A 23,721-nucleotide genomic window follows, 5' to 3' on the forward strand; every position below is an offset into this window, starting at 1 on the left:
AAATTGCTCTATGCGTTTATGTACTCAATGAATACACAATAACAACAATTATATGTAACGTCAATGACCCACTGCAATAAGCAGAGGGCTCACTTGAGACTTAAAGCACTGTGATTCTTATTCGTCAATCATTTATTCATCATTTTGTTCCATAGTTCATTTAATCTTTTCTTAGATATCCATTCATACGGATTTTCGCTGTAACGGAGAACCTCATATTTGGAAGCAAATTCTTTTAGCGCTAAGTTCTGTTCTTTTTTTGGTAGTTTTAATGCTTCAACGTACTCTCTTATGGATTGTCCTTGGGGAATTTCACCAAAACAATGGAAAAGCTTCACCCAATAACGCTCGTATCTCTTTACAAGCATGTCCTTTTTATTTCCCGAGAAATTAAGTTTTCTTAATTTAAACCATAATGCAAGGTCACTTCGCCAATTCAAATAAACAATAAGTAAAAATCCAGCAGCTGAACTCAAAACTACAAATTCCCATAACAAGGAATTATTATTTGCTTGATTCTCAGAAGGAGGTTGAGAATCCTTAATTGATTGTTCAACAATAGATTGATTTAATGCTGTAACCACCTGTTCATCTACATGACTTGTAAAATCAGGTGTTGGTTCAAATGGAATCCAACCAATCCCTTTAATAAAAACCTCAGGCCATGAATGTGCATCTGAGTTACGAACAATATACTCCTTTAATCCTTCGTTTAATTGTGCATTTGCATTTTGTAATTCTCCAGGAGCAAAACCTCTTACCCACCTTGCAGGAATTCCAATAGAACGAAGCATGACTACCATAGAGGTTGAAAAATGATCGCAATACCCTAATTTTTGCTCAAATAAAAAATGATCTACAAAATCTTCATTTGCTGCTGGGATGACTACTTTTTCTAAATTATATTCATAATTTTCCTTTAAATATTTCTCTATAGCTACCGTTTTAGAATAGTGATCAATAAATTCACTTGTAATGTCTTCGCTGAGATTCCTCACTCGAGAGGGTAATGATTCAGGAAGTTGTAAATATTTTAAACGTTCATCTCGATGAAGTTGAATTAGTTCACCATTTAAGTTAGTATTTTGAACCATTTGCGATTGATAGTCTGGTATTTCTACTTTCATTTGATAATACAGTACTTCATCATTTAAGTTCTGTATGTTGTATTTTTGTGTAGAAGAATCAAAACGCAATGAGTCTTCAGAATAAAAAGTACCATCACTTGTTACTAAGCCATAAAATTGATGAATAATACCACCACTAAACACAATATTTCCAAGGTCCTGATTTTGAATTAAAACGTTTTGGTGTATGATTTCTGTTGGTATACTAGTCGCTTCATAATATTCATTCGTTTGTTGAGGGGTATTTATAGATTGATCCCAACCCTTTCCATTGTAAAAGCTTTTTGATTCCCCTCGCCAATATGTTTCTCTCTCTGTTTTGCCTACAAAAACAGGATCATGATTTAGTTGAACCTGCCCACCTAACGTTGAGTTATCAAATCCATAACCACTTAAAAAAGAAAAGTTTCCATTCAAACTATAATCCCCATCTACTTTTGCATACGAAGTCATCTCTTTTAAATAGTCATGAATAATAGACAGGTTTAATATTTCAATTTCCTTGGATTTATCCTTTGATAAAATCATCCCCACAGAAATAATCATACAAATGATGATTACAACAGAAATAGTCCATATCATTGAATTTTTATTTTGCTGAACGAGTGAGTTCTTTGTATGGTGGTGTTTCATTTTAATATAGTGCAGTAACGCCATGGACAGAAGTCCTATCGTTAAACTTCGTATAATCGCCAGCGAAGTATCCATTCCTAATACAAGTTGTAAAATGAAAAGATACATGATGGTTATCGCTACAAACCATCCACTAATAAGATGGCGAACCATTAAAGTTTGAATGATGGAGATAATAATTGACCATCCGAACATAAATATAAAAATTTTATTTTCTTTACTCCATAAATGAAGCTTTCCATCTAATAAGTTGGTTACATCAGATATAGTCACTTGGAAGTACTGTACTGAAGCTTGTATATCAAATATATCTTTAGAGTAAAAACCATATATAATGAGAAACCAACAAATACATATTTTTAAAAACCAATTGACTACAAATGGAATATGTAAATAATCAATAAATATAAACAATGCTAGAGAGATAGCAAATGGATATATTCCAAACATAGTTTTAAAATTTGATATCGACACCAAAGGATGAATCCATTCCCAGCACAAAATAAATAGCAATACACAGATGATTCCGCTTACAATCCAATCTTTAGAACGTTGCAGAGGTTTCACATTATGCTCCATGTTTCAATCCTCCTTGTTTTATTTCTGAATGAGAATCACGTGACTTGACAAGTTCAATATGACATCCCATTTCTTCCAGTGATTTTATATATTTCCTTTGCTTAATATTTAATACTGCAGATTCATAAATGAACACAATATTTATTTTCCTCAACTGTTTTCTTAAAAAAAGACATGTATTAATGAATTGATCATCTAAATTAGAAGTGATACACACATTTGCAACATCCTTATGTAAACTCATCATTTGATGACGGATGGTTTCATAGAAAGAACCTTCACCATTAGGAGTCACAGTTGCTAAAAACTCAAAAACTTGTTGCATATTAATTGATGATGATAAAGGCTCTTTATATTGTTCAAGGTTATTACTTACTAAACCCATTCCAAACTTCTGATTTTTCCCATAAATTAATAAACTTGCAGCTATTTGAACCGCTGTTTCAAAACATGACGAATCTAATTGATCTGCATTTTGAAAAGCATCCAAAAACACCATCATTTGTTGATCAACGGAAAATTCACGTTCTTTTGTTTTTAATTTGTTTGACTTTGCGGACATTTTCCAATGAATGCGATTCATTGGATCACTATAGCTGTAATCACGAACCCCACTAAATTGAAGAGATTCATGACTTCTTTTCGATGATGTCTGATTGCTATCTTCTGATTCACTATGTATATTTCTCCATTTTACGATAGGAAACGGTTCAGGATATACAATGAAATGCAGCTTTGATTTAACCATTATCTTTTTATGAATGAAACCAAACAAATCTTTTATAACAATTTGAATTCCTTCTGATCTATACTTCCCTCTTTGACTATTTACGATAAGATAATCGTATTGAAAAGTTGATTGAAATTTTGGCAAGTAAGTTTGTTTATGCCATTCATCCTCTACTATGACCCATACAAAAGGAATCCAAGTTTGAAGGTGTATGTTCACTTTCACCAAAATATTTTCACCTGAGGTCCATTTTTCACTAGATATTTCCCTTTGAGCTTTCAACTTTCGATTCGTCAATCTCACAATGATGAAATAAAGCAATAATAAACTAAGACAATAACTCACAAACCAAGATGAATACCCACCTTTAAACCAGCTATAACTAAGTGAACTAGCCCACATAAGTAAAATAAATATCATCTTCAAATTATTCATTAATTCAACCTTCTAACCTAATGAGACATATTTTAGTGTTGGTATCGGAAGCTCTTCCCTTAATTTTATTAAAACTGAAGTAGAACTCACACCTGTCATCTCTAAGTCTTGCTTTAACACAACACGATGAGCAAATATAGGTAAAATAAGTTCTTTGATATCATCAGGTATGACATAATCCCTTCCTCTGATAAAAGCTAAAGCTTGAGAAGCTTTCATTAAATCTATTGAAGCACGAGGACTCACACCTAGTAATAGATGTGGATGTCGGCGTGTAGCTTCAGATATTTGAACAATATATTCTTTTAAAGCACCGTCCACGTGAATCGTCTTAGCTTTTTTTTGTAATTCTACTATCTCTTCTTTGAATAACACTGTTTTTAATGTTTCTATTGGGTGACCGTTTTGTACTCTTTCCAACATGCTTACTTCCTGCTCTTTTTTAGGATAACCAAGATGAATTTTCATTAAAAACCGATCCATTTGCGCTTCAGGCAAAACGTATGTTCCTTCATATTCATAAGGATTTTGTGTTGCTAGAATCATAAATGGAGCCGGTAGTTTATATGTTGTTCCATCTACGGTTAAGCTTTTTTCAGCCATCGCTTCAAGTAAAGCAGACTGTGTTTTTGCCGACGTACGATTAATTTCATCAGCAAGCACAATGTTGGACATCAATGGTCCTGGTCTAAATTCAAATTCTCTAGTTTTTTGATTGTACATTGAAATACCCGTAATATCAGTTGGCAATAAATCCGGTGTAAACTGGATGCGATTGAAAGAACAATCAATAGATTTTGCCAGTGCTCGCACGAGCATTGTTTTCCCTACACCAGGAATATCTTCTATTAAGGCATGCCCTTGACTAATGAATGCAATGAGCACCTTTTCAATCGAATCTCTCTTTCCTATGATGACTTTCTCTATGTTTTGTATCACTCTTTCTATCATTTCTTGTGGTTGTTCAAATAAAAATGAAGAAGCATCTCTAGTATCCAATGATATAAACCTCCTCTATCACATTTGGTTCTTTTATTCTATTATTTCCATTTTTTTAGTATTTTATAACGTTAGAAAAAAAGAGAATATCATTTGGAAGACTTTTTCCAAGCAAAAAGGATAGATAAAACAGAAACATCTGCTTCATCTATCCTTCTCTTTCTACATATTGCTTTCAAATTTATCAGGTATTTCTATTACAATTCTCTCACAGCTTCTAATACCTTCTGAACATGTTCCTTCACTCTTACTTTACGCCACTCTTTTACTAATATTCCATCTGCATTAATTAAAAAAGTAGAACGCTCAACACCCATGTATTCTCTTCCATACATTTTTTTCAGAACCCAAACTCCGAACAATTCACACACCTTTTTTTCCACATCAGATAACAATAGAAATGGAAGATCATGTTTTTCAATAAATTTATCATGTGATTTTAAATCATCAGGACTGATACCAATCACCTCTGTATTCAGCTTCCCATAATCTCCATGATAATCTCTGAAATCACACGATTCAGTCGTACATCCCGGTGTCATATCCTTTGGATAAAAATAAATAACTACGTTTTTCCCACGAAAATCACTTAATGATACTTCTTTGCCATTAGATGCAGGTAGAGTAAAATTTGGAACTTCTTGTCCAACAGTTACTTGTGACATCTACATCACTCCCTTTTATTGAATTGAAAGAACTAACTAATCCCATTCATACATGCACATATCGTAACTTTAATCACTATTATACCGTTTATATTCAATCAAATCCAAGCACTTCCTTTTAACAACAAACATTTCAATTTGTAAGACAGCTTCATGAAAAAGGGAGTTACAAAAAAATCCATTTTAAAAAAAGATTAATAAAAATGGATTTCTTTAGATGAGTTATGTTAAAATGTTATGACTACATTGCCCTTTTTGTGTCCTGTTTCAACGTATTTATGTGCCTCTGATATTTGCTCCATTGGATAACTTCTATCGATTACAGATTTTAGTTTACCTGATTCAATAAGCCCTTTTAATAAATTTAAATCATTTTGAGTCCACGCAAAACTTGTCGCTGCAAATACTGCCTTTTTACTGCCAAATTTTGAAGTCCATAACATTTGAAGCATAATTGATAATGTAGGAATCGTTAAAAGGTAGACTCCGTTTTGCTTAAGTGAGCTCTTGCAACGTAAAAATGAACTTTTGCCTACTGTGTCAAAAATATAGTCATAAGTGTTACCATTTTTAGCAAAGTCCTTAGTTGTGTAATCAATCACATGATCAGCTCCCAAAGATTTCACTAAGTCTAAATTTTTTGTGCTGCATACCCCAGTTACTTCCGCTCCATAATATTTGGCAAGCTGAACTGCAAAAGTACCTATACCTCCAGCAGCACCAACGATAAGCATTTTTTGCCCTTTTTGAATTTTAATTTTATCTCTAAGGAAAATCAAAGCTGTTAATCCCCCATAAAGGACGGCAGCCGCTTCACCATAGGTCATATTAGTAGGTTTTAATCCAATAATCCCTTCTTCTGGCAAACATTTATATTCAGCATGCGCCCCTAAACTGTCACGGCTGAATCCAAAGACTTGATCACCTTTCTTGAATAACTTCACATTTTTTCCTACTGCTTCAACTTCCCCAGACGGGTAATGCCCAAGCATCGAATTTTTTGGTTTTATAAAGCCATTAAAAAATCTAATAATGAATGGGGTACCTCTGCGACTGATACAGTCCGTTGAGGTCACAATTGTTTCATAAATCCTAATCAATATTTCATTGTCCTTAGGTGAAGGCTTTTCTACTTCTTTAATTTTAAGGACATTCGGCGAGCCGTATTTTTGATACACTATTGCTTTCATCTGTTTGATCACTCCTTTTTGATTGATAAACAAATATTTATGAATTTTCACATTATTTTTCTTTACTTTTGTGTCTTGTTTTCAGTCTCATCCTCTATTGAGAAAGAAAAGACTTCTTCTAAAGGTGAGTTAAAGACATGAGCAATACGAAAAGCTAATTCCAAAGAAGGGGAATACTTGCCCTTTTCGATGGCTACGATAGTTTGTCGCGTTACGCCTACTTTTTCAGCTAATTGTTTTTGTGTCATTTCATCATGATAAAAACGTAATTTACGAATGTTGTTGTCAATAAGGCATTTACTCATTTTTAAAATCCTCTCCGATAATAATAGAGCATTGAAAGACTATCCATCATGGATCCCACAGATCCAGAGATAAAGAGGGTGGAGAACATCACATTAGGTGACATACCAATCGCTAGAGATCCCATTGCAAGCAAGAATCCGGTTACAAACACATAATAAGAGTTTCTTGTTGCTTTCAATTCAATTAATTTATCTCGTTCATCTGTAATGGAAGGTAATTCTTCTTTGGTTACAACTGTATTGATGATACCGAATAAAATTTGTACGACGATATTAACAACAATGGTCACGATAATTAATACAAAGAAGAGAGAGCCCCAAAAGCTAAAGATATTTCCGGAATTTAAAGTCCCTTCTTGAAATTTCAGAAACACATAAATAAAAAATCCTGTGGAAATAAATATCGTGCATATTAAATCAACAATTTTACTTTTTTCTCGATAAGACATTTCTTCCTCCTTAAGTCCATTTTAATTTACCTTTAGTAAATAATTATATACATATAGTAAAATAAAACATTCTAAATGTCAAATATATTTTACATAATAAATCTAAATTATTCCAAATAAAATTTAAATAGAATACCAGCTTTCTAAAGAATAATTAACTTTATAATAATAAATACTAATTTTGAATCAACAATTCTTAAAAAAGGTGAACGAAATGTCAAACGATATGCTTAATTTAGATGTGATAAAAAGGGCAATATCTTCAAATAATGCCCAATGGAAAGCAGAAGAATCTGTTATGTCCTTACTCCCGTTTGAGGAAAAGAAGCTATTACTAGGTGCAACTCCTCCTAAAGGAGAGCCTAGAGCAGAGGAGATTGAACAACTCATCATCTCAAAAAAAGAAAAGATGGAGAATGAAAGTTCTATCAAAGTGCCAACAACCTATGATTTAAGAAATGTAGATGGTAAAAATTTTGTAACAGATATCAAGGATCAGTTTAAAGATAAATGTGGTTCATGTGTAGCCTTTGGAACAATAGCTACTGTAGAGAGCAGCTTACGTGTTCAACATAACCATCCCGATCTCAACGTGGATCTTAGTGAAGCGCATTTATTTTTCTGTCACGGTCCTGAATGTGGAGCAGCTTGTAGGAGTGGATGGTGGCCGACCGCTGCATTAGAGACTTTTAAGAATAAAGGAGTTGTTGACGAAGAATGTTATAAATATGAAGATGGAATCGAGCATCAAGACTGCAGCGGGCTATGTACAGATTCAGAAAGTCGTACACAAAAGATTCAAGGGTATACAAATTTAACATGGAATCCTACTCAAATTAAAGAGTGGATATCATCGAAGGGACCAGTTAGCGCATGTTTTGTCGTATATGAGGACTTTTTTTGTTATAAATCTGGGATATATAAACATTGTGAAGGTGAAATTGTTTATGGGCACTGCGTTGCTATCGTCGGGTACAACGACAATCCAGGTTACTGGATTTGTAAGAATAGTTGGTCTAGTAAGTGGGGAGATCAAGGTTTCTTCAAAATCGCTTACGGCGAATGCGCAATTGATAGTTGGTTAAATCAAGGAGTAATTGTTAATTAAAATGCGAATTTATTGAATACCTCAAATTTATTATATAGATATATCAATTGCACATATTCTATCTCATTTCTAATTTGAATCATCAACTATTGGATTGAAGCCTTTTATCATCAGATAAACAGCCAGAACCAACTCAAATATAGCTAGTGGTATATTCATTATAAAGTAACTTGGGGTTACTATTTTAATTAAGTCAAACATCAACAGAAATGTTGCTATTAGTGTGAAAATAGAGCCAATAAAACCCCAGACTGAAAGCCATTTTGGAATAAGTTTCATTCGAAAAAAACAAAAATATAGTATTAAGCCACCTAAACTCCACGGTAGTATCATTCCAATATGATTCATCAAATCTCTACCTACTCTGAGTAATTCCCCTATAATTAGGAAATAGGATGGACTTGGCTGACCTTCTATTACAAAACGTTCACTTATGAATAATAGTAACAGAAGAGACACTATTCCAACAAAAAGAAAGGCCGCTCCAATAATTCTGAATCCGAAATACCCAAGGGCCATGCCTTCATTATGTTTCTTAATTATTGGATATAATAAAACCGCAATACACACATATACAGCAGCCATAGTAAATTGAAAAAAAGCAGCCATCAATACTTGCATTTTGATTGATGATAGTTTAATAAGATAATCCGATCTCTCTAGCGCTGGAACCGATGACAATATACCAAAAACTATTCCTAAGATTAATAATATTCCAAATGTTATCGCTGTTTTTCTGTTGGAATACATAATTCACTCCTCCTCATGGTACTGTTTAAATGTTAATGTATATCTTTGATTTGAATCACACCCATGATTTCCACTCTCCTTTTCACTATCCTTTTAAAAATTGTTTCCAAACTTTTAGCTCTAAAGGAATCATCTGTTTATATGATGTTGTCAGTATTTCTCTAACTTCTAATGGGACTTCATCTTGTTTGAGCTGTTCATCAAATATCTTTACAGCATTTCTTTTACTTCTTTTTAACTTCATAAACAATAAAGATAGTTTATTTAAAAACAATACAGAACCCAAAAAAATCTGTACAAATCCAACTGTCTTCCTTATCCATTTCATTGGTTTCTACTCTCCTTGATGTTGAGTATCATTAAAACTTTTCATTACATCTTTAAGCGAAAACATGTAGTCTTTAGCCATTTGCACAGCTACCTCCTGAGGAATTCCTGCATCCACTAATTCCTTATACAAAGAACCTACTGCTTTTCCCATATCACTTGCTGATTTTTGAGAATACAAGGTATTTAATAGATTAGTGATTAATTCAGGTACTTTTTTAGAAGCCACCTCTAATAATTCTGCTACTTCCTCTACAGAGGGGCCACCATGATTTTCATACTCATTATATTTATGATGATTAGACATTTGAATAACACTCCTTTATTTTTTATAACTAACCATTACTTCTAAAAACTGGCTTTAAACTTTTTGTTAATTGTAAAAACTCGCCTTTATACGTTGTTGTTAAAGTATTAAAAATATGATTTACTACATCAAATGGATTGAGTATCTTATTATTTTTCAACTGCAATGGCAAGTTAGAAGCTTCTGTTTCTTCCAACTGATCCGTATAGATTTGGGTTTTTATTCTTGAAAATAAATCTTCAGTAAACTGTTCATTAACTCCCTCTTTAATTGATAGTTCCTCTACTTTTTTATTCAACTCTACGAAATAAACGAGTTCATTCCTACAATGATTACAGGTTGCAATATGCTGATAAGCAGACACTTTTTCACTGCTGTTTAATGTTCCATTTACTAACCATGGGATGAGCTCCTGCATTTGAACACACACGTCACTCATTGCTCAACACCCCTTTCTCTAAACTCTTTCGCAACTGCTTCTTTAGTTGGTATACTCGGCTTTTCACAGTTCCCTCTGGTATTTTTAAAAGCTCTGATATTTCTTTGTAGGACATCTTCATGTAAAACACCAAATAAGTTAACTCTTGTTCATTAGGTTGCAAAGATTCCAGCGCTTTTTGAATAGAAATTTCATCTAATATTTGCTTCGAAAAATCTTCAGTTTCAGGAAAATGCTGTACACTTTCTAGCCATGTATTTTTTTCGTTGTTGTATTTACTTCTGTAGCGATCCATTAGTTTATGTTTTGCGATACTAATAATCCAAGTGGATACCGTTGATTTTTCATTATATTTGCCAGCACCTCTCCAAACCGCTAGAAAAACCTCCTGTAAAATATCTTCAATCATATGCGAATCATTCAGTCTTAACCTGAGATATCCCGTTACTTTTTGCACAAATTCTTTGTAGAGGATTTGAAACGAATCCATATCTCCTTCGGAAACTTTTATCACCAACTGTTTCCGGCGTTTTTCCTCATTTTTAACGCCGGTTGGTAAAAATCCATGCAACCACCTACTTTCAATCTCATGCTTTCATAATCTTAGTCGTTAAATTCTTCAAGAAGGTTCATTTTATTTAATACATTTTTTAATAATTATAAAATCTAACAGGAAATAGACCAAACAGCTCATGAATCACATTCTAATTCATGAGCTGTATGATCAATCTTTCTTTTAAAACTACATTTCTTTATATTATTCTTATCAATTACATTATTGTCTTAAAGGTAATATCACAGTAAATGATGTTCCTTTTTCAAATTCACTGTCTACTTTAATATGACCTTGATGGATGGAAACAATTTTATGTGCAATGGAAAGACCTAATCCATTTCCACCAAAAGATCTGGTCCTAGCTTTATCCGCTTTATAAAAACGTTCAAAAATATGTTGTAAATCTTCGGTTTTGATCCCAATGCCCGTATCTTTAAAAGTAACTTTAATGATGGATTCACTTTTATATAAAGATATATATATATAATTGTTGTCAGGTGTATATCTAATACTGTTTGTGAAAAGGTTTATCCATACCTGTTCCAATTGAAACTCATCTGCATGAATTGTAACTTTAGGTAAATTCAAATCAATTTTCAATTGCTTTTCAGACCATAGAGGTTCACTTTTAACTACAACTTTTCTAATTTGTTCATCTAGTTGATATGTTTTGGGGTGAAAAGGATGATGTTCAGAATCTAGAGATGCCAATTTTAATAAATCCTCACTCAATTTAGAAAGACGCTTACTTTCATCCTCAATGATTTGTAGATACTTATGTCTATCTTCTTCTTTAACCAGGTTATCCTTTATTGCTTTTGTAAAACCGCGAATCGAAGTTAAAGGAGATTGAATTTCATGAGATACATTTCCAACAAATTCTTGTCTCATTGTTTCAAGTTTTTGTAGTTGTTGTGTCATATGATTAAAGCTATCAGTTAAATCGCCAATTTCATCCTTTCTACGATGTTTAATTTGCACATCATAGTTTCCCTTAGCTAATTCCTTTGTTGCTTTTGTTATACGTCGTATCGGTATAACAAGGTAAGTAGCTGAAATACTAAATAAAATACTACCTATAATAAGGATCGTAAATAAAATAATTTGAAATAAGTATTTAACTTGATTCCATTCTTCAGGAAAATCAGGGGAAATAAAAAGGGCATAGTTTGTATTATCAATTTCAAATGGTATACCTACAATACGTTCTGCTGGATCATCTGACCACGCAACCGTATCTGCACTAAATATTTCTCCATTTAGCACGTGTTCAACATCGTCCTTTAGAATGGTATAGTTATCAAAATTAGATCCATACGAAATAATCTCATTTTGCCCTTGGTAAAGATTCAGACGATAAGTAAACAAGGTTGAGTTATTAAAAAAGGATTCCATGTCCTCTTCTGGTGTTGATTGATACAACTCCATAAACTCTTCCCCAACATCTATTAAACGTTGATCTAATTTTTGTTTGAAATCGCTGTAAAAAATATAATAGGCGGCTAATAAACCAATCATCAAACTGATTAATACAGCAGCAATGAACAGATAGGCATATCTAATATAAATAGATTTTCTCATGAAATAACCTCTAAACGATATCCTAAACCTCTAATCGTAGAAATTTGTATCATATCGGTTTTTTCTTTAATTCTTTGCCGTAGACGTTTGATGTGTACATCTACAGTTCTGTCATCTCCTTCATAATCAAGACCCCAAATCTTTTCAATCAGCTGATCTCGAGTGAATATCTGGTTTGGGAAATTTGCTAACTGAAACAATACCTCAAACTCCTTTAAAGGTAACGTTAAACTATCTCCATTGATTGACACTTTTTTAGTTTTTGCATCCATTTGTATATCACCTATTTTAATAATTTGTGAGTTCATCACTTTATATCTTCTAAGCAAAGCTTTTACTCGCACAATTAACTCCATAGGATCAAAAGGTTTCACTAAATAATCGTCAGTACCTAACTCGAATCCTTTTACTTTATCTTCTGTAGTACCTTTAGCAGTCACCATTAATACAGGGATTTCGTATAAATCTCGAATCTCCTTGCAGAGTTCCCACCCGTTTATATGAGGCATCATAATATCAATAATCGCAAGATTAATCTTTTCTTTTTCCAAAATATTCAATGCTTCTCTACCGTCACTGGCTTCAAGTATCATATAGCCTTCATTATTTAAGTAAAGTGAAATAAGATGACGAATGCTTTCATCATCGTCTGCAACCAAAATTTTAACCATGTTTGATCTCCTTTCACTCTTCATAATTAACATATCTATGGATTACTTGTTTTATTGTAACAGTGTAATATGAACTAGATATGAACAAACCACCTAATCGGTCTTAAGACACATTTTGCAGAGACATTCCTGTTACGACTGACTTTTGCGGGCTTTGGCAAGTGGAAGGAGTGACAGGAACCCTTTCTCTCTCACCTTAATCGGTCTTAAGACTTCTTAATCACTTCCAGTGAACTAACTGCTGCGACTGACTTTTGCGGGCTTTGCAAGTGGAAGGAGTAACAGCAATCCTTTCTCTCACCTAATTGGTCTTAAGACTTCTTAATCACTTCCAGTGAACTAACTGCTGCGACTGACTTTTGCGGGTTTTGCAAGTGGAAGGAGTGGCAGTTAGTTCACTGGATTACCAACAAGAAGTCTCTAAGACCCAGCTCCCTTATATCTATTCACTCCCATATTCCAAACCATAAAACCAATACTGAAAAACACAATACCTACAACTGGCGTTAACAAAGCAAAACCTTGTGAAATGTCTTTATCCAAGAAAAACGAAGCAGGATACACTCCTACAAACGCAAATGGCAATAACCACGTCAAAGTAAATTTAATCACTTTATTATAAATATCTACTGGATATCTCCCATAGTTTTGTATATTCCAAATCATGGGTGTGATTCCTGTTGGTGAATCCGAAAAAAAAGATAACGACGTGATTAGTATGTATACTCCGCCATAAATCAAAACTGATCCTACAACCATCAATATGAGCACAAATGGATCATACCAAGCAAAAGATACATCAAGATGAACCCAAGCATACCCCATAATAATGAAACCTGTGAGGGAACCAAATAAAGATGCAGGATCCATATTTTCTAAAACTAGCTGCACTAAGTTATGAGCTGGTCTCGTTAAAATCCGATCCATTTCTCCTTTTACAATATAGCGTTCATTAAAGCTCCATAGGTTTAAAAAACAAGTGAATATACCATAAGGAATCATAAAATACCCGTATATGAATAACATTTCATAGATGGACCAACCACCCAAAGAACTTGTGTGTAGAAATACTACTAATATAAAAAATAAATTTGTCAGTTGAAATAATAAATCCGTCACTACTTCAATCAAAAAATCAGCTCGGTAGGTCATTCGCGTCTTTAAATAGGTTTTAAAATAATCTGTAAAAATTGAGGCGTAATACATCCATCTCACCCTCCCTGCACAACGAGTCGACGTCTTGCTAACTTCCAAATGACATAAATTGGAACACTTAAAAATACAAACCAAAATACCTGAACAATAAATGCATTATAAATCGCATCCCCTACGACTCTGCCCGTAAAAACAGAAGCAGGCAAATAGGTAATGGCTTGAAATGGAAGCCACTCTAAAACCTTCTGGGACCAACCTGGGAAAAAGGATATTGGGATAATTAGTCCAGAAAAAAGATCCACAGCAATTCTTTTAAATCTCATTAAACCTTCATTGTTTTCCACAAAAAATGCAAACATACCTGTTAATAAATTAATCTGTGAGTTAATTAAAAAGCTAAAAAAGATCATCACCATAAAAATCAACCAGACATCAAATTGAGTCGGTAGTTTAATTTGAAATATAAGGGTTACGATAACCATACCCGGAATCGAAAACAACAATAATCGAAATAATCCTTCTCCTAAACCCTGCATCATTTTAAAAATCAAATAAGGGTAAGGTTTTGTTAATTGGACTGCAACGCTTCCATCTTTAATCTCATTCGCAATTTCTCTATCTAAATTGTTAAAATAAAATGCTCTTGCCATCCAGGACACTGCAACATACGTTGTCATTTGTAAAACTGTAAATTCACCTAACGTTTCATTTGTCCCGTATATAGCTTTCCATAAAAAATAATAAGCACCGATATTAATTGCATATATGATAATGCCGCTGTAATAGTTCACTCGGTAAGCCAGCATCATTAAAAAACGAATTCGAATCATATCTATATAAGCACTAACCATTGGAAGCAACCACTTCCTTTGCTTTTTCTGCAGAACCAGATTTGTAAATCTCTCTCACGATTTCATCTGTATTTGTTTCAAAGATTTTAATATCACTAATATTGATAAATCCTACGATGCGACTTAACACATCAGATACATTCACTTCATTTTGAGGAATCCACACTTTTGCTGCCAACTCATTTTCTCTTAACCATTTCACATTTAAGCCTTTCGTTAACTCGTGCAGTTGTGATAATGGATAACTCTTTTGAAATTGAAAATGAACTTCCTTTCCCTTACCCCATTTATCCTTTAAATTTTGTAGACCACCATCATATATAATATGACCTTGATCGAGCATAATCACACGCGAACATAATGCTTCAATATCCTGCAAATCATGGGTCGTTAATAAAATCGTTGTTTCATATTTTTGATTCATATCTTTTAAAAATTCTCGTATTTCTGTTTTCACTACAATGTCTAAACCAATAGTAGGTTCATCTAAGAATAAAATTGATGGATTATGTAATAAAGACGCCGCTAATTCACACCTCATACGCTGACCCAAGCTTAATTTTCGAACTGGACGATTTAATATTTCAGATAATTGCAAACGTTCTACAATTTCATCCAAACGAGTTTTAAAGTCATTTTCAGGTACACGATAAACTTTTTTCAACAACTGGAAAGATTCAATTACACCTATATCCCACCACAATTGACTTCTTTGTCCAAATACTACGCCGATACCACGTACAAATTTCTCTCTTTCTTTATATGGAATCATACCATTCACTTCAATTTGTCCAGAACTTGGTACAAGAATACCTGTTAACATTTTTATCGTAGTTGATTTTCCCGCACCATTTTCCCCAATGTATCCACAGATTTCTCCTCTTGGAATTTGAAAGCTAATATCGTCTACAGCCGCAACTTGATTGTATTGCCTTTTGAATAGATCTTGGAATGCTCCTTTTAAGCCCTCTCTATTTTTTTGAACTTTGAATACTTTTCGAAGTTGATTCACATGAATTGCTGACATTAACTACACTCCTATTTTTGGTATTTCTAGTATACGTCTTGAAATATTGAGCATTTTCCATCATAATTTTAGATATTACTTATCTTGTCTTAACATCCTAGAACTTCTATATAAAGAAAAAAGATAAACAGGATGTCAATGCTAGATCACTTTATATCATACATGAAGCATTCTAAAAAGAATAGTTCAACACGAAAGGACAAATTATAAGATGGTTACTAAAAAACCAAAGAAAAAAAGTAAAAAATTATTGTGGACATCACTTATTATTTTCATTCCAATTGTAATTTTCCTTACTTATTACATTATTTCTATTGTAAGTACCGCAAATGATCTACAGGCGGATGGGGATTCACCATTTGATAAATTCGATGACGATGCATTTTATGAACCACCTGAATGGGAAGGGAACGAACGAGTAAATATTTTATTATTAGGTGGAGACACTAGAGGTCTTAGTAAAAATGAAGTGCCTCGTTCCGATACGATGATGGTACTTTCTCTTGATCCGGAATCAAAGCAGGCTTTTCTATTTTCAATTTTACGTGATACATACGTAGATATACCTGGTCATTGGGGTACAAAAATTAATGCAGCTTTAGTTTTTGGCGGTCCAAATCTAGCGATGGAAACGGTGAGCAATTTTACCGGTTTACCTATTCAATATTATGTTTATGTAGATTTTGAAGGATTTACTGAATTGGTCGATGCTATCGGCGGAGTTGAGTTTTACGTAGAAAAAGATATGTATTATTCAAGTAGAGCAGATGGACCAGAATTTGATATCGACCTCAAGGAAGGCACACAACATTTAGATGGAAAGAAAGCATTGCAATATGTTCGTTTTCGTCATGATGCACAAGGAGATTTCTCAAGAACAGAAAGACAAAGAAACTTGTTAAAAGCCGTTGCGGATGAAATGTTAACTTTCACTAATTTGATCAACTTACCTAAAACATTGGAGGAAGTGGAGCCCTATATTGAAACAAATTTAACTTTCTCTGAAATGGTAAAATTAGGATCATTAGCCTACAAACATAAAAACAATGGATTTCAAACGGAGCAATTACCTCCTTCAGATAATGTTAGAGACGAAAGAATTGATGGATTATCGTACCTTGTAACGGATGAAGCTGAGATGCAACAATACATTCAGGACTTATTTGAGCAGGCAGCATTAGAAGAGATTCCCCAAGAAAATGAAACAAATCAAGAATCCGATGAAGCAGGAAGTGAAGGATCATGAACCGACAACGATCTGAACAACATTATATAGAAGCATTAGAACACATTGTTGGAGGGGTTAACAGCCCCTCCCGTTCTTTTAAAGCTGTAGGCGGCGGTGCTCCTGTATTTATGGAAAAGGCGGAAGGTGCTTACTTCTGGGATGTAGACGGAAATAAATACATAGACTATTTAGCTGCTTATGGTCCGATTATTTTAGGACATGCACACCCTCATGTAACAAAAGCAATTACCAAGGCTGCACAAAATGGAACGCTATATGGTACTCCTACACAACTAGAAAACAAATTTTCAAAAATGTTAAAAAAAGCAATCCCTTCCATGGATAAAGTTCGTTTTGTAAATTCAGGCACTGAAGCCGTTATGACAACGATTCGTGTAGCAAGAGCTTATACAGGCAGAAGAAAAATCATCAAATTTGCAGGCTGTTATCATGGACACTCAGATTTAGTTCTTGTTGCCGCTGGTTCTGGTCCTTCTACACTTGGCATTCCAGATAGTGCTGGAATTACGACAAACATTGCAAGCGAAGTCATCACAGTACCATTTAATGATATAGAAGCATTGAAACAAGCTCTGGATCATTGGGGAGAAGATGTAGCAGCAGTCATGATTGAACCCATTGTAGGAAACTTCGGAATGGTTGAACCTGAAGCGGGATATTTAGAGAAGCTTTGTTTATGTGCAAGACAAGCTGGTGCACTCGTTATTTACGATGAAGTCATAAGTGCCTTTCGTTTCCATTATGGAGCAGCGCAAAATTATAAACTTTTTCCAGATAAGAAAGCAATCGAACCTGACTTAACTGCCTTAGGTAAAATTATTGGAGGGGGATTACCCATTGGGGCTTATGGTGGAAAAAAAGAAATTATGGACCAGGTCGCTCCTTTAGGGCCAGCTTACCAGGCTGGAACTATGGCGGGAAATCCAGCTTCCATTGCAGCAGGAATAGCTTGTTTAGAAGTGCTGGCGCAACCCATAACCTACCCACATTTATATAAAATGGCGGATATATTAACGAACGGGATTCTAGAAGCAGCCGAGCATTATAACATAGAACTGACCATCAATCGAATTGGTGGTGCATTTTCAGTTCATTTTTGCAATCATGAAATCAAAAATTATGAAGATGCTCAAAACACAAATAGTGAATTATTTTCTCAGTTTTTCAATTTCATGTTAAATGAAGGGATTAATTTAGCACCCTCTAAATATGAAGCATGGTTCATCACAATTGCTCATACATTAGAAGATATTCATCAAACGATACATGCCGTACGAAACACCTTTAATAAGATGAAGCGATAAAACATTTTTATGCAAACAATAAATTAATCCTCTCTTAACAATTTCATTATATAATTATAAAAAACGAATTATTGAAGCAATAACGCTTATAATAGTTCGTTTTTTAGATTGGTGGAATTTGAAATACATACGATATCAGACTCCAATAACCACAAGGGTTCACATTTAATACTTACTCTTAGCAAGAGTTACTATTGTGTCATTTGAAAATTCGTGATATTCTATATAATAATTTTGTATCTCAGATACGGGTTTGTTTTTAATGCACCTCAATTCCCATCTATTGCAGACAAACTTACATCATGTCACGATCCTGTGAAGACGATGTCTGCATCAAAACGTCCTGTTTTGATCATTGATGGATCAGAACGTCCTGTTCTGAAATAACAGCCATATCCTTATGGTTCAGCAAATAACTACCATATCTATTTTGGCAGACGAACATCATATCATGTCTTTTCGGTTTCCAATAAAGAAAACAATAGAATTCATAAAAATTAATTACTAGATTTCACTATTTTATGAATGTTACCCCAAATTGAATATTTATAATTCAATTTGCATTTATAATACCAATTTAGTTAAGTAAAAAAACTGTTTTTCACTAGTTACAAGACCCCTAAAACTATTTCATTGTCTTTATTATTTTTTTAAGGAGGTGAAGGTCAGTTCATGAAACAACTGACCAAACTATATGAATAAACTTATGATGAATGAGGGAAAGTTTCAAAACCTATTACAATCAGAGCATGACAGCTGTGGAATCATCTGTATTATTGAAAAGGATGGGAAGCCCTCTCGTGATAATATAAAAAAAACAATTGATGCCTTAGTCATGATGGAACATCGTTCTGGTTTTATAGAAGGTGAAGGGGATGGATGTGGGATCCTCACAGATATTCCAAGAGCACTGTGGGAGAAACGATTAACAGTTTCTAATTTAGATGGAAAACTAGCTTATGATCAGCGTTTTATGATCGCTCATATTTTCCTTCCTAGAAAATTAGATATTTCTGTAGCAGAAATGCAAGCACAGATCCGTGAAATGTTCAAAGATGCAGAAGTAAGAATTGTCTTAGAACAAGAAAACGAAGTAAATAATAATGTATTAGGCAAATATGCCCTTAATGATGAGCCAACTTTTTGGCAAGTAGCTGGTCTTTGTGAAAAACAAGAAGTCAATATCAATGACCATTTATTTGAGCTTCATGTTGATATTGAGGAAAGGTTTAATGTACATGTTGCTTCACTAAGCTCAACTACAACTGCTTATAAAGTGATGGGTGCTGCGAGCATCTTACCTAAGTATTTCAACGATACTCAAGATGAATTATTCGCTGCACAAGTAACCATTGGACATAATCGTTACTCTACCAATACATTACCTAACTTTTTCCGTGTTCAACCTTCAAGCATCTTAGGGCATAATGGTGAAATCAATACAGTAAAAAAGATGAGACATGAAGCTGAAATGGTTAATGTACCTTTACTTGATGGTGGTAGTGATTCACAGGATATGAATCGTACAATTGAAACTTTCATTCATCGTTTTGGATTAAGCTTATTTGAAGCGATGGAGCTTGTATTCCCACCTATTATTAATGAAATGAAACAGTTCAGGGCAGAACTGCAAGATTTATATGTATACTACCGACAGATTTGGGGTCACTTTGCACAAGGTCCAGCTGGGATCGTTTCCCGTTATGAAAACGAATGTGTATTCAGCGTTGATGCTTTAGGACTTCGTCCACTATGGATGGTAGAAAGTGATACTTCTTTATATTTCTCATCAGAGCAAGGAATCATTACTGTTGGCGAAATGGTGAAGGAACCAAAACCGATTTCTCCAGGTGAAAAAATAGGCGTAAAACTAACAGAAAATGCTCCTGTAGAAGTTGTTCCTTATAGTGAAATTCAAAACATTGTATTAGAGCGAGCAAAATCACGTGTTGATTTTTCCGGATTGAATAAACACCTTTCTTTTGCCTCAAGCGATCTAGACATTACACTAAATCAAGATGTAGAAGCAACAGGAAATTTATATAGTGCATTTGGTTGGGACCGCGAGGGCATTCAGATGATTGAATCCATGTCTAAAACAGGTGCTGAGCCAATCCGTTCATTAGGTCATGATGGCCCTTTAGCTGCTATCCACTGGGAAAGGCAAAACATCCCAGATTTTATTAAAGAAAGTGTTGCAGTCGTAACTAACCCAGCAATTGATCGTGATCGTGAAACAGAACACTTTTCTACACGTGTTGTTATAGGACCACGCCCTTCGATATACGGAGAAATCGATGAACGTTTACGAATTGAACTACCTTCTCCAATGGTATTGGAAGGATCTCTTGGTTCAGAAAGTTTAAAACAATTAAATCAATTGTCATTAGAACAAATCCTTTCAGAGTTCCATACACAAGGACAGAACAATGTAGCAGTTTTATCTCTTACTTATAATCGAAATACAAAAGTAAAGGACGCTTTAGAAAAGTTAGCTGCGGAAGCAAAAAATGCAGTTCAAAACGGTGCTTCTATTTTATTATTAGATGATGCTAAAGCACATCAAAATGATCAATTATGGTTAGATCCTCATTTATCTGTATCTAAAATTGATCTAGCTCTAAAAGCAAATGTATTAGATAATGGAGAAAATCTTCGTCGTCAAACTAGCATCATATTACGCTCAGGAGCAGTAAGAAGTTTACATGACATCGCGGTTGCTGTAGGACTCGGTGCTGATCTTATCTCACCTTATATGATTTTTGCTACGGCAGCTGATAAAGAGGACGCTCCTGCCGCTAGAAAAGTGTACCTTGCACTCAAAAAAGGTTTAGAAAAGGTTATTTCTACCATTGGTACGCATGAATTACGTGGATACACACGTTTCTTCTCATCCATTGGTTTACATCCAGAGATTGCAGAAGTATTAGATATAGTCAATTACTTAGGTAGTGAAAAGGCTGGAAAAAGTTTTGATGATCTTGAAAAAGAAGCCGAAGAACGTTATGAGTCATATCATCAAGAAAAAGCAAAACCAGCACGTAACTTCCACTTCTTCCAACGTATGTGGAAATCTTTAAACGAAGCTGCTGATGGCTCTGCACCATATAGTGATTATGAAGAAAAACTTCGCGAGCAAGAAAAGAAAAATCCTATATCCATCCGTCACTTAGCTGATTTTGATTATGAAAAAGCAAATAAAACACATAAACCCTTAGATCCATCTGAAGTGAATATTGGAATTGGAGATCATGATTATCCAATGTTAATCTCCTCCATGTCTTTTGGTTCGCAAAATGAAACAGCCTTCCGCGCTTATGCTGAAGCTGGTAACCGCCTAAATATGATTACGATGAACGGAGAAGGCGGAGAAATTAAAGATATGTTAGGTAAATACAAAAAAACACGTGGTGCACAAATTGCATCTGGCCGCTTTGGTGTCAATGTTGAACTTGTGAATGGTGTTGCTGTATTAGAAGTCAAAATTGGTCAGGGTGCAAAACCAGGTGAAGGTGGGCATTTACCAGGACAGAAGGTAAACGATAAAATTGCAGAAGCACGTAATGCTACATTTGGTTCTGATCTAATTTCACCTTCAAACAATCACGATATCTATTCAATTGAGGATTTAGCACAAATTATTTCTGAGTTGAAAGAAGCTAGTGGACGCAAATGCAAAATCAGTATCAAAGTTCCTGTAGTACCTAACATTGGTACAATTGCAGTTGGGATTGCAAAAGCTGGAGCTAATATTATTACTCTATCTGGTTTTGATGGCGGTACAGGAGCTGCTCGTGTCCACTCCTTGCAGAACGTTGGTTTACCTACGGAAATTGGTACAAAATTAGCTCATAATGCTTTGATTGAAGCAGGCCTTCGAGATAAAGTAGAAATATGGTCTGACGGTGGTATGAAATCAGGAGCAGATGTTGTAAAAATGATCATGCTTGGTGCAAATCGTTGTGGATTTGGTAGTATTGCAATGCAATCTATCGGATGTACAACATGCCGCGGCTGTCATTTAGATACTTGTCATGTTGGGATCTCAACACAAATCGATTCACTTGAAGAAGCAGAAGAAAGAGGATTACGTCGTTTTGTGCCTCGTGTTTATGATACGGCCGTTGATTCACTTGTTCGACTTTTTGGTGGCATGGGTGAAGAAATCCGTGACATTGTTGCTAAGCTTGGGTTTAATAATGCACAGGATTTAGTTGGACGCTCTGATTTATTAAAACAAATCAACTACGCTGAAAAAATGGATCTATCTGACTTATTACGTCCTGCACCAATCCAATTTACAGTACCATCAATGGAAGCAAATATTTCTACTTCTGATATCTTAGCTGTTGCTGCTGGAGCTGAAGGTCAAGAATACTTCCCAGATGCAGTATCCTTTAATGCAACAATAGAAAAAAACTGGTCTGGTATAGTAGCGGATGCAAGAATTTTGGGAACTCGTTATTCTAGCCATCGCGTTAGAGATCGTTATAACGGAAGTTATAATGACTTGCCAAAAGTAAACTTAAATATAACCGATGGTTCTGTACCAGGTATCGGATTAGCAGCTTTTAATGCTGATGGTGTAAATATTACAGTACAGGGCGGATCTGAAGATGGAGTAGGTAAAATGGCTTATGGTGGTAAAGTAGCGATATTAAAATCCACAGGTAAACACGGAGAATTCATCAACGGTTCTGTCGGTAAATCATTCTGTTACGGTGCTCAAGGTGGATTGTTCATTGTTCAGGGAGATGCTGACTCTCGTGCTTGTATTCGCTTGTCTGGGGCAGATGTTATTTTCGGGGGAGAAATTAAACAACCGCTTCAAGATCATTTAGGATCGATATCTACACGTGCTAATTTAAAAGGTTTTGCTTTTGAATATATGACAAACGGTCGTGCAGTTGTATTAGGTGATCCGGGAGCTTGGATTTGTGCAGGTATGACTGGCGGTGTAATTTATCAGCGATTAAATCCAGAAATGGGCTTAGATAAAGAAGCTATTCAACACCGTATTGCAACAGGTGCCAAAGTATTCATTAATTCACTTACAGATAAAAGCCACAGTGATTTAAATGAATTGTTAAATATATACCGTGAAGAATTAAATAACTCAGGACAATCAGAGGCTGCTGAAAAAATTAGCAATTTATTAGAAAACCTTGATGACAACTTTGTTATGATCTCATCAGAAAACTTACAAGAGTTACAAGGCATTGTAACGGAATAAAATTAGCAAAGTATGATTTATTGAAAAGAGACGATCCATTATTTGATCGTC

At 34.4% G+C, this 23,721-nt stretch carries 22 protein-coding genes; 5 read left to right on the forward strand and 17 right to left on the reverse strand.

Annotated features, from left to right (window positions below; translation table 11 throughout):
* Positions 1-128 precede the first annotated feature (128 nt).
* The 7 genes from VQL36_RS17745 to VQL36_RS17775 all read right to left on the reverse strand — a co-directional run bounded on the left by VQL36_RS17745 (position 129) and on the right by VQL36_RS17775 (position 7,112).
* Positions 129-2,339, reverse strand: a complete 2,211-nt coding sequence (locus VQL36_RS17745; RefSeq protein ID WP_349250581.1) for a transglutaminase-like domain-containing protein — start codon at positions 2,337-2,339, stop codon at positions 129-131.
* Positions 2,329-3,504, reverse strand: a complete 1,176-nt coding sequence (locus VQL36_RS17750) for a DUF58 domain-containing protein (RefSeq protein WP_349250582.1) — start codon at positions 3,502-3,504, stop codon at positions 2,329-2,331. The genes VQL36_RS17745 and VQL36_RS17750 overlap by 11 nt, the downstream gene beginning before the upstream one ends.
* Before the next feature lie 12 nt (positions 3,505-3,516).
* The gene (locus VQL36_RS17755) at positions 3,517-4,455 is read right to left on the reverse strand and encodes a MoxR family ATPase (protein WP_349251210.1); all 939 of its coding nucleotides are present in this window, start codon (positions 4,453-4,455) and stop codon (positions 3,517-3,519) included.
* Between the two features lie 245 nt (positions 4,456-4,700).
* Entirely contained in the window at positions 4,701-5,168 is a 468-nt protein-coding gene (bcp, locus tag VQL36_RS17760; protein WP_349250583.1) for a thioredoxin-dependent thiol peroxidase, read from the reverse strand.
* Positions 5,169-5,395: 227 nt separating this feature from the next.
* Entirely contained in the window at positions 5,396-6,358 is a 963-nt protein-coding gene (locus VQL36_RS17765; RefSeq protein ID WP_349250584.1) for an NAD(P)-dependent alcohol dehydrogenase, read from the reverse strand.
* A gap of 62 nt (positions 6,359-6,420) precedes the next feature.
* Positions 6,421-6,663 (reverse strand): helix-turn-helix transcriptional regulator, encoded by a 243-nt coding sequence (locus VQL36_RS17770; RefSeq protein ID WP_349250585.1) that lies wholly within the window; start codon positions 6,661-6,663, stop codon positions 6,421-6,423.
* A 2-nt stretch (positions 6,664-6,665) separates the two neighbouring features.
* A complete protein-coding gene (locus VQL36_RS17775) occupies positions 6,666-7,112 on the reverse strand; it encodes a hypothetical protein (RefSeq protein WP_349250586.1) in 447 nt (148 codons plus the stop codon).
* 214 nt (positions 7,113-7,326) lie between these two features.
* On the opposite strand from VQL36_RS17775, the gene VQL36_RS17780 reads away from it, so the two are divergent.
* A complete protein-coding gene (locus VQL36_RS17780) occupies positions 7,327-8,220 on the forward strand; it encodes a C1 family peptidase (RefSeq protein WP_349250587.1) in 894 nt (297 codons plus the stop codon).
* A 69-nt stretch (positions 8,221-8,289) separates the two neighbouring features.
* On the opposite strand, the gene VQL36_RS17785 is transcribed toward VQL36_RS17780, so the two are convergent.
* The 10 genes from VQL36_RS17785 to VQL36_RS17830 all read right to left on the reverse strand — a co-directional run bounded on the left by VQL36_RS17785 (position 8,290) and on the right by VQL36_RS17830 (position 15,884).
* Complete coding sequence (locus VQL36_RS17785; RefSeq protein WP_349250588.1) at positions 8,290-8,970, reverse strand: DUF4386 domain-containing protein; 681 nt, start codon at positions 8,968-8,970, stop codon at positions 8,290-8,292.
* Between the two features lie 85 nt (positions 8,971-9,055).
* A complete protein-coding gene (locus tag VQL36_RS17790) occupies positions 9,056-9,298 on the reverse strand; it encodes a hypothetical protein (protein WP_349250589.1) in 243 nt (80 codons plus the stop codon).
* A gap of 6 nt (positions 9,299-9,304) precedes the next feature.
* The gene (locus VQL36_RS17795) at positions 9,305-9,604 is read right to left on the reverse strand and encodes a hypothetical protein (protein WP_349250590.1); all 300 of its coding nucleotides are present in this window, start codon (positions 9,602-9,604) and stop codon (positions 9,305-9,307) included.
* A gap of 28 nt (positions 9,605-9,632) precedes the next feature.
* Positions 9,633-10,043 carry a hypothetical protein gene (locus VQL36_RS17800; RefSeq protein ID WP_349250591.1) on the reverse strand — a complete coding sequence of 137 codons (411 nt, stop codon included), beginning with the start codon at positions 10,041-10,043 and terminating at the stop codon, positions 9,633-9,635.
* The gene (locus tag VQL36_RS17805; RefSeq protein ID WP_349250592.1) at positions 10,036-10,614 is read right to left on the reverse strand and encodes an RNA polymerase sigma factor; all 579 of its coding nucleotides are present in this window, start codon (positions 10,612-10,614) and stop codon (positions 10,036-10,038) included. The genes VQL36_RS17800 and VQL36_RS17805 overlap by 8 nt, the downstream gene beginning before the upstream one ends.
* 204 nt (positions 10,615-10,818) lie before the next feature.
* A complete protein-coding gene (locus VQL36_RS17810; protein WP_349250593.1) occupies positions 10,819-12,180 on the reverse strand; it encodes an ATP-binding protein in 1,362 nt (453 codons plus the stop codon).
* Positions 12,177-12,851: a response regulator transcription factor gene (locus tag VQL36_RS17815; protein ID WP_349250594.1), complete on the reverse strand. Its 675-nt coding sequence runs from the start codon at positions 12,849-12,851 to the stop codon at positions 12,177-12,179. The genes VQL36_RS17810 and VQL36_RS17815 overlap by 4 nt, the downstream gene beginning before the upstream one ends.
* 420 nt (positions 12,852-13,271) lie before the next feature.
* Positions 13,272-14,057, reverse strand: coding sequence for an ABC transporter permease (locus VQL36_RS17820; protein ID WP_349250595.1), 786 nt, complete (start codon positions 14,055-14,057; stop codon positions 13,272-13,274).
* Between the two features lie 5 nt (positions 14,058-14,062).
* Positions 14,063-14,857, reverse strand: coding sequence for an ABC transporter permease (locus VQL36_RS17825; RefSeq protein ID WP_349250596.1), 795 nt, complete (start codon positions 14,855-14,857; stop codon positions 14,063-14,065).
* Positions 14,850-15,884, reverse strand: a complete 1,035-nt coding sequence (locus VQL36_RS17830; protein WP_349250597.1) for an ABC transporter ATP-binding protein — start codon at positions 15,882-15,884, stop codon at positions 14,850-14,852. Before VQL36_RS17830 ends, VQL36_RS17825 begins: the two co-directional genes overlap by 8 nt.
* Positions 15,885-16,095: 211 nt before the next feature.
* Between VQL36_RS17830 and VQL36_RS17835 the strand changes: the two genes are divergently transcribed.
* The 4 genes from VQL36_RS17835 (at position 16,096) to VQL36_RS17850 (ending at position 23,670) form a co-directional block, all read left to right on the forward strand.
* Positions 16,096-17,130: an LCP family protein gene (locus VQL36_RS17835; protein WP_349250598.1), complete on the forward strand. Its 1,035-nt coding sequence runs from the start codon at positions 16,096-16,098 to the stop codon at positions 17,128-17,130.
* Positions 17,127-18,437, forward strand: a complete 1,311-nt coding sequence (locus VQL36_RS17840) for a glutamate-1-semialdehyde 2,1-aminomutase (protein ID WP_349250599.1) — start codon at positions 17,127-17,129, stop codon at positions 18,435-18,437. The genes VQL36_RS17835 and VQL36_RS17840 overlap by 4 nt, the downstream gene beginning before the upstream one ends.
* A gap of 234 nt (positions 18,438-18,671) precedes the next feature.
* Positions 18,672-18,824 carry a hypothetical protein gene (locus VQL36_RS17845; RefSeq protein WP_349250600.1) on the forward strand — a complete coding sequence of 51 codons (153 nt, stop codon included), beginning with the start codon at positions 18,672-18,674 and terminating at the stop codon, positions 18,822-18,824.
* 307 nt (positions 18,825-19,131) lie between these two features.
* Positions 19,132-23,670 carry a glutamate synthase-related protein gene (locus VQL36_RS17850; RefSeq protein WP_349250601.1) on the forward strand — a complete coding sequence of 1,513 codons (4,539 nt, stop codon included), beginning with the start codon at positions 19,132-19,134 and terminating at the stop codon, positions 23,668-23,670.
* Positions 23,671-23,721: the final 51 nt, after the last annotated feature.

Source organism: Chengkuizengella sp. SCS-71B, from assembly GCF_040100845.1.
In the GTDB taxonomy this organism is placed as follows: Bacteria; Bacillota; Bacilli; order Paenibacillales; family KCTC-33759; genus Chengkuizengella.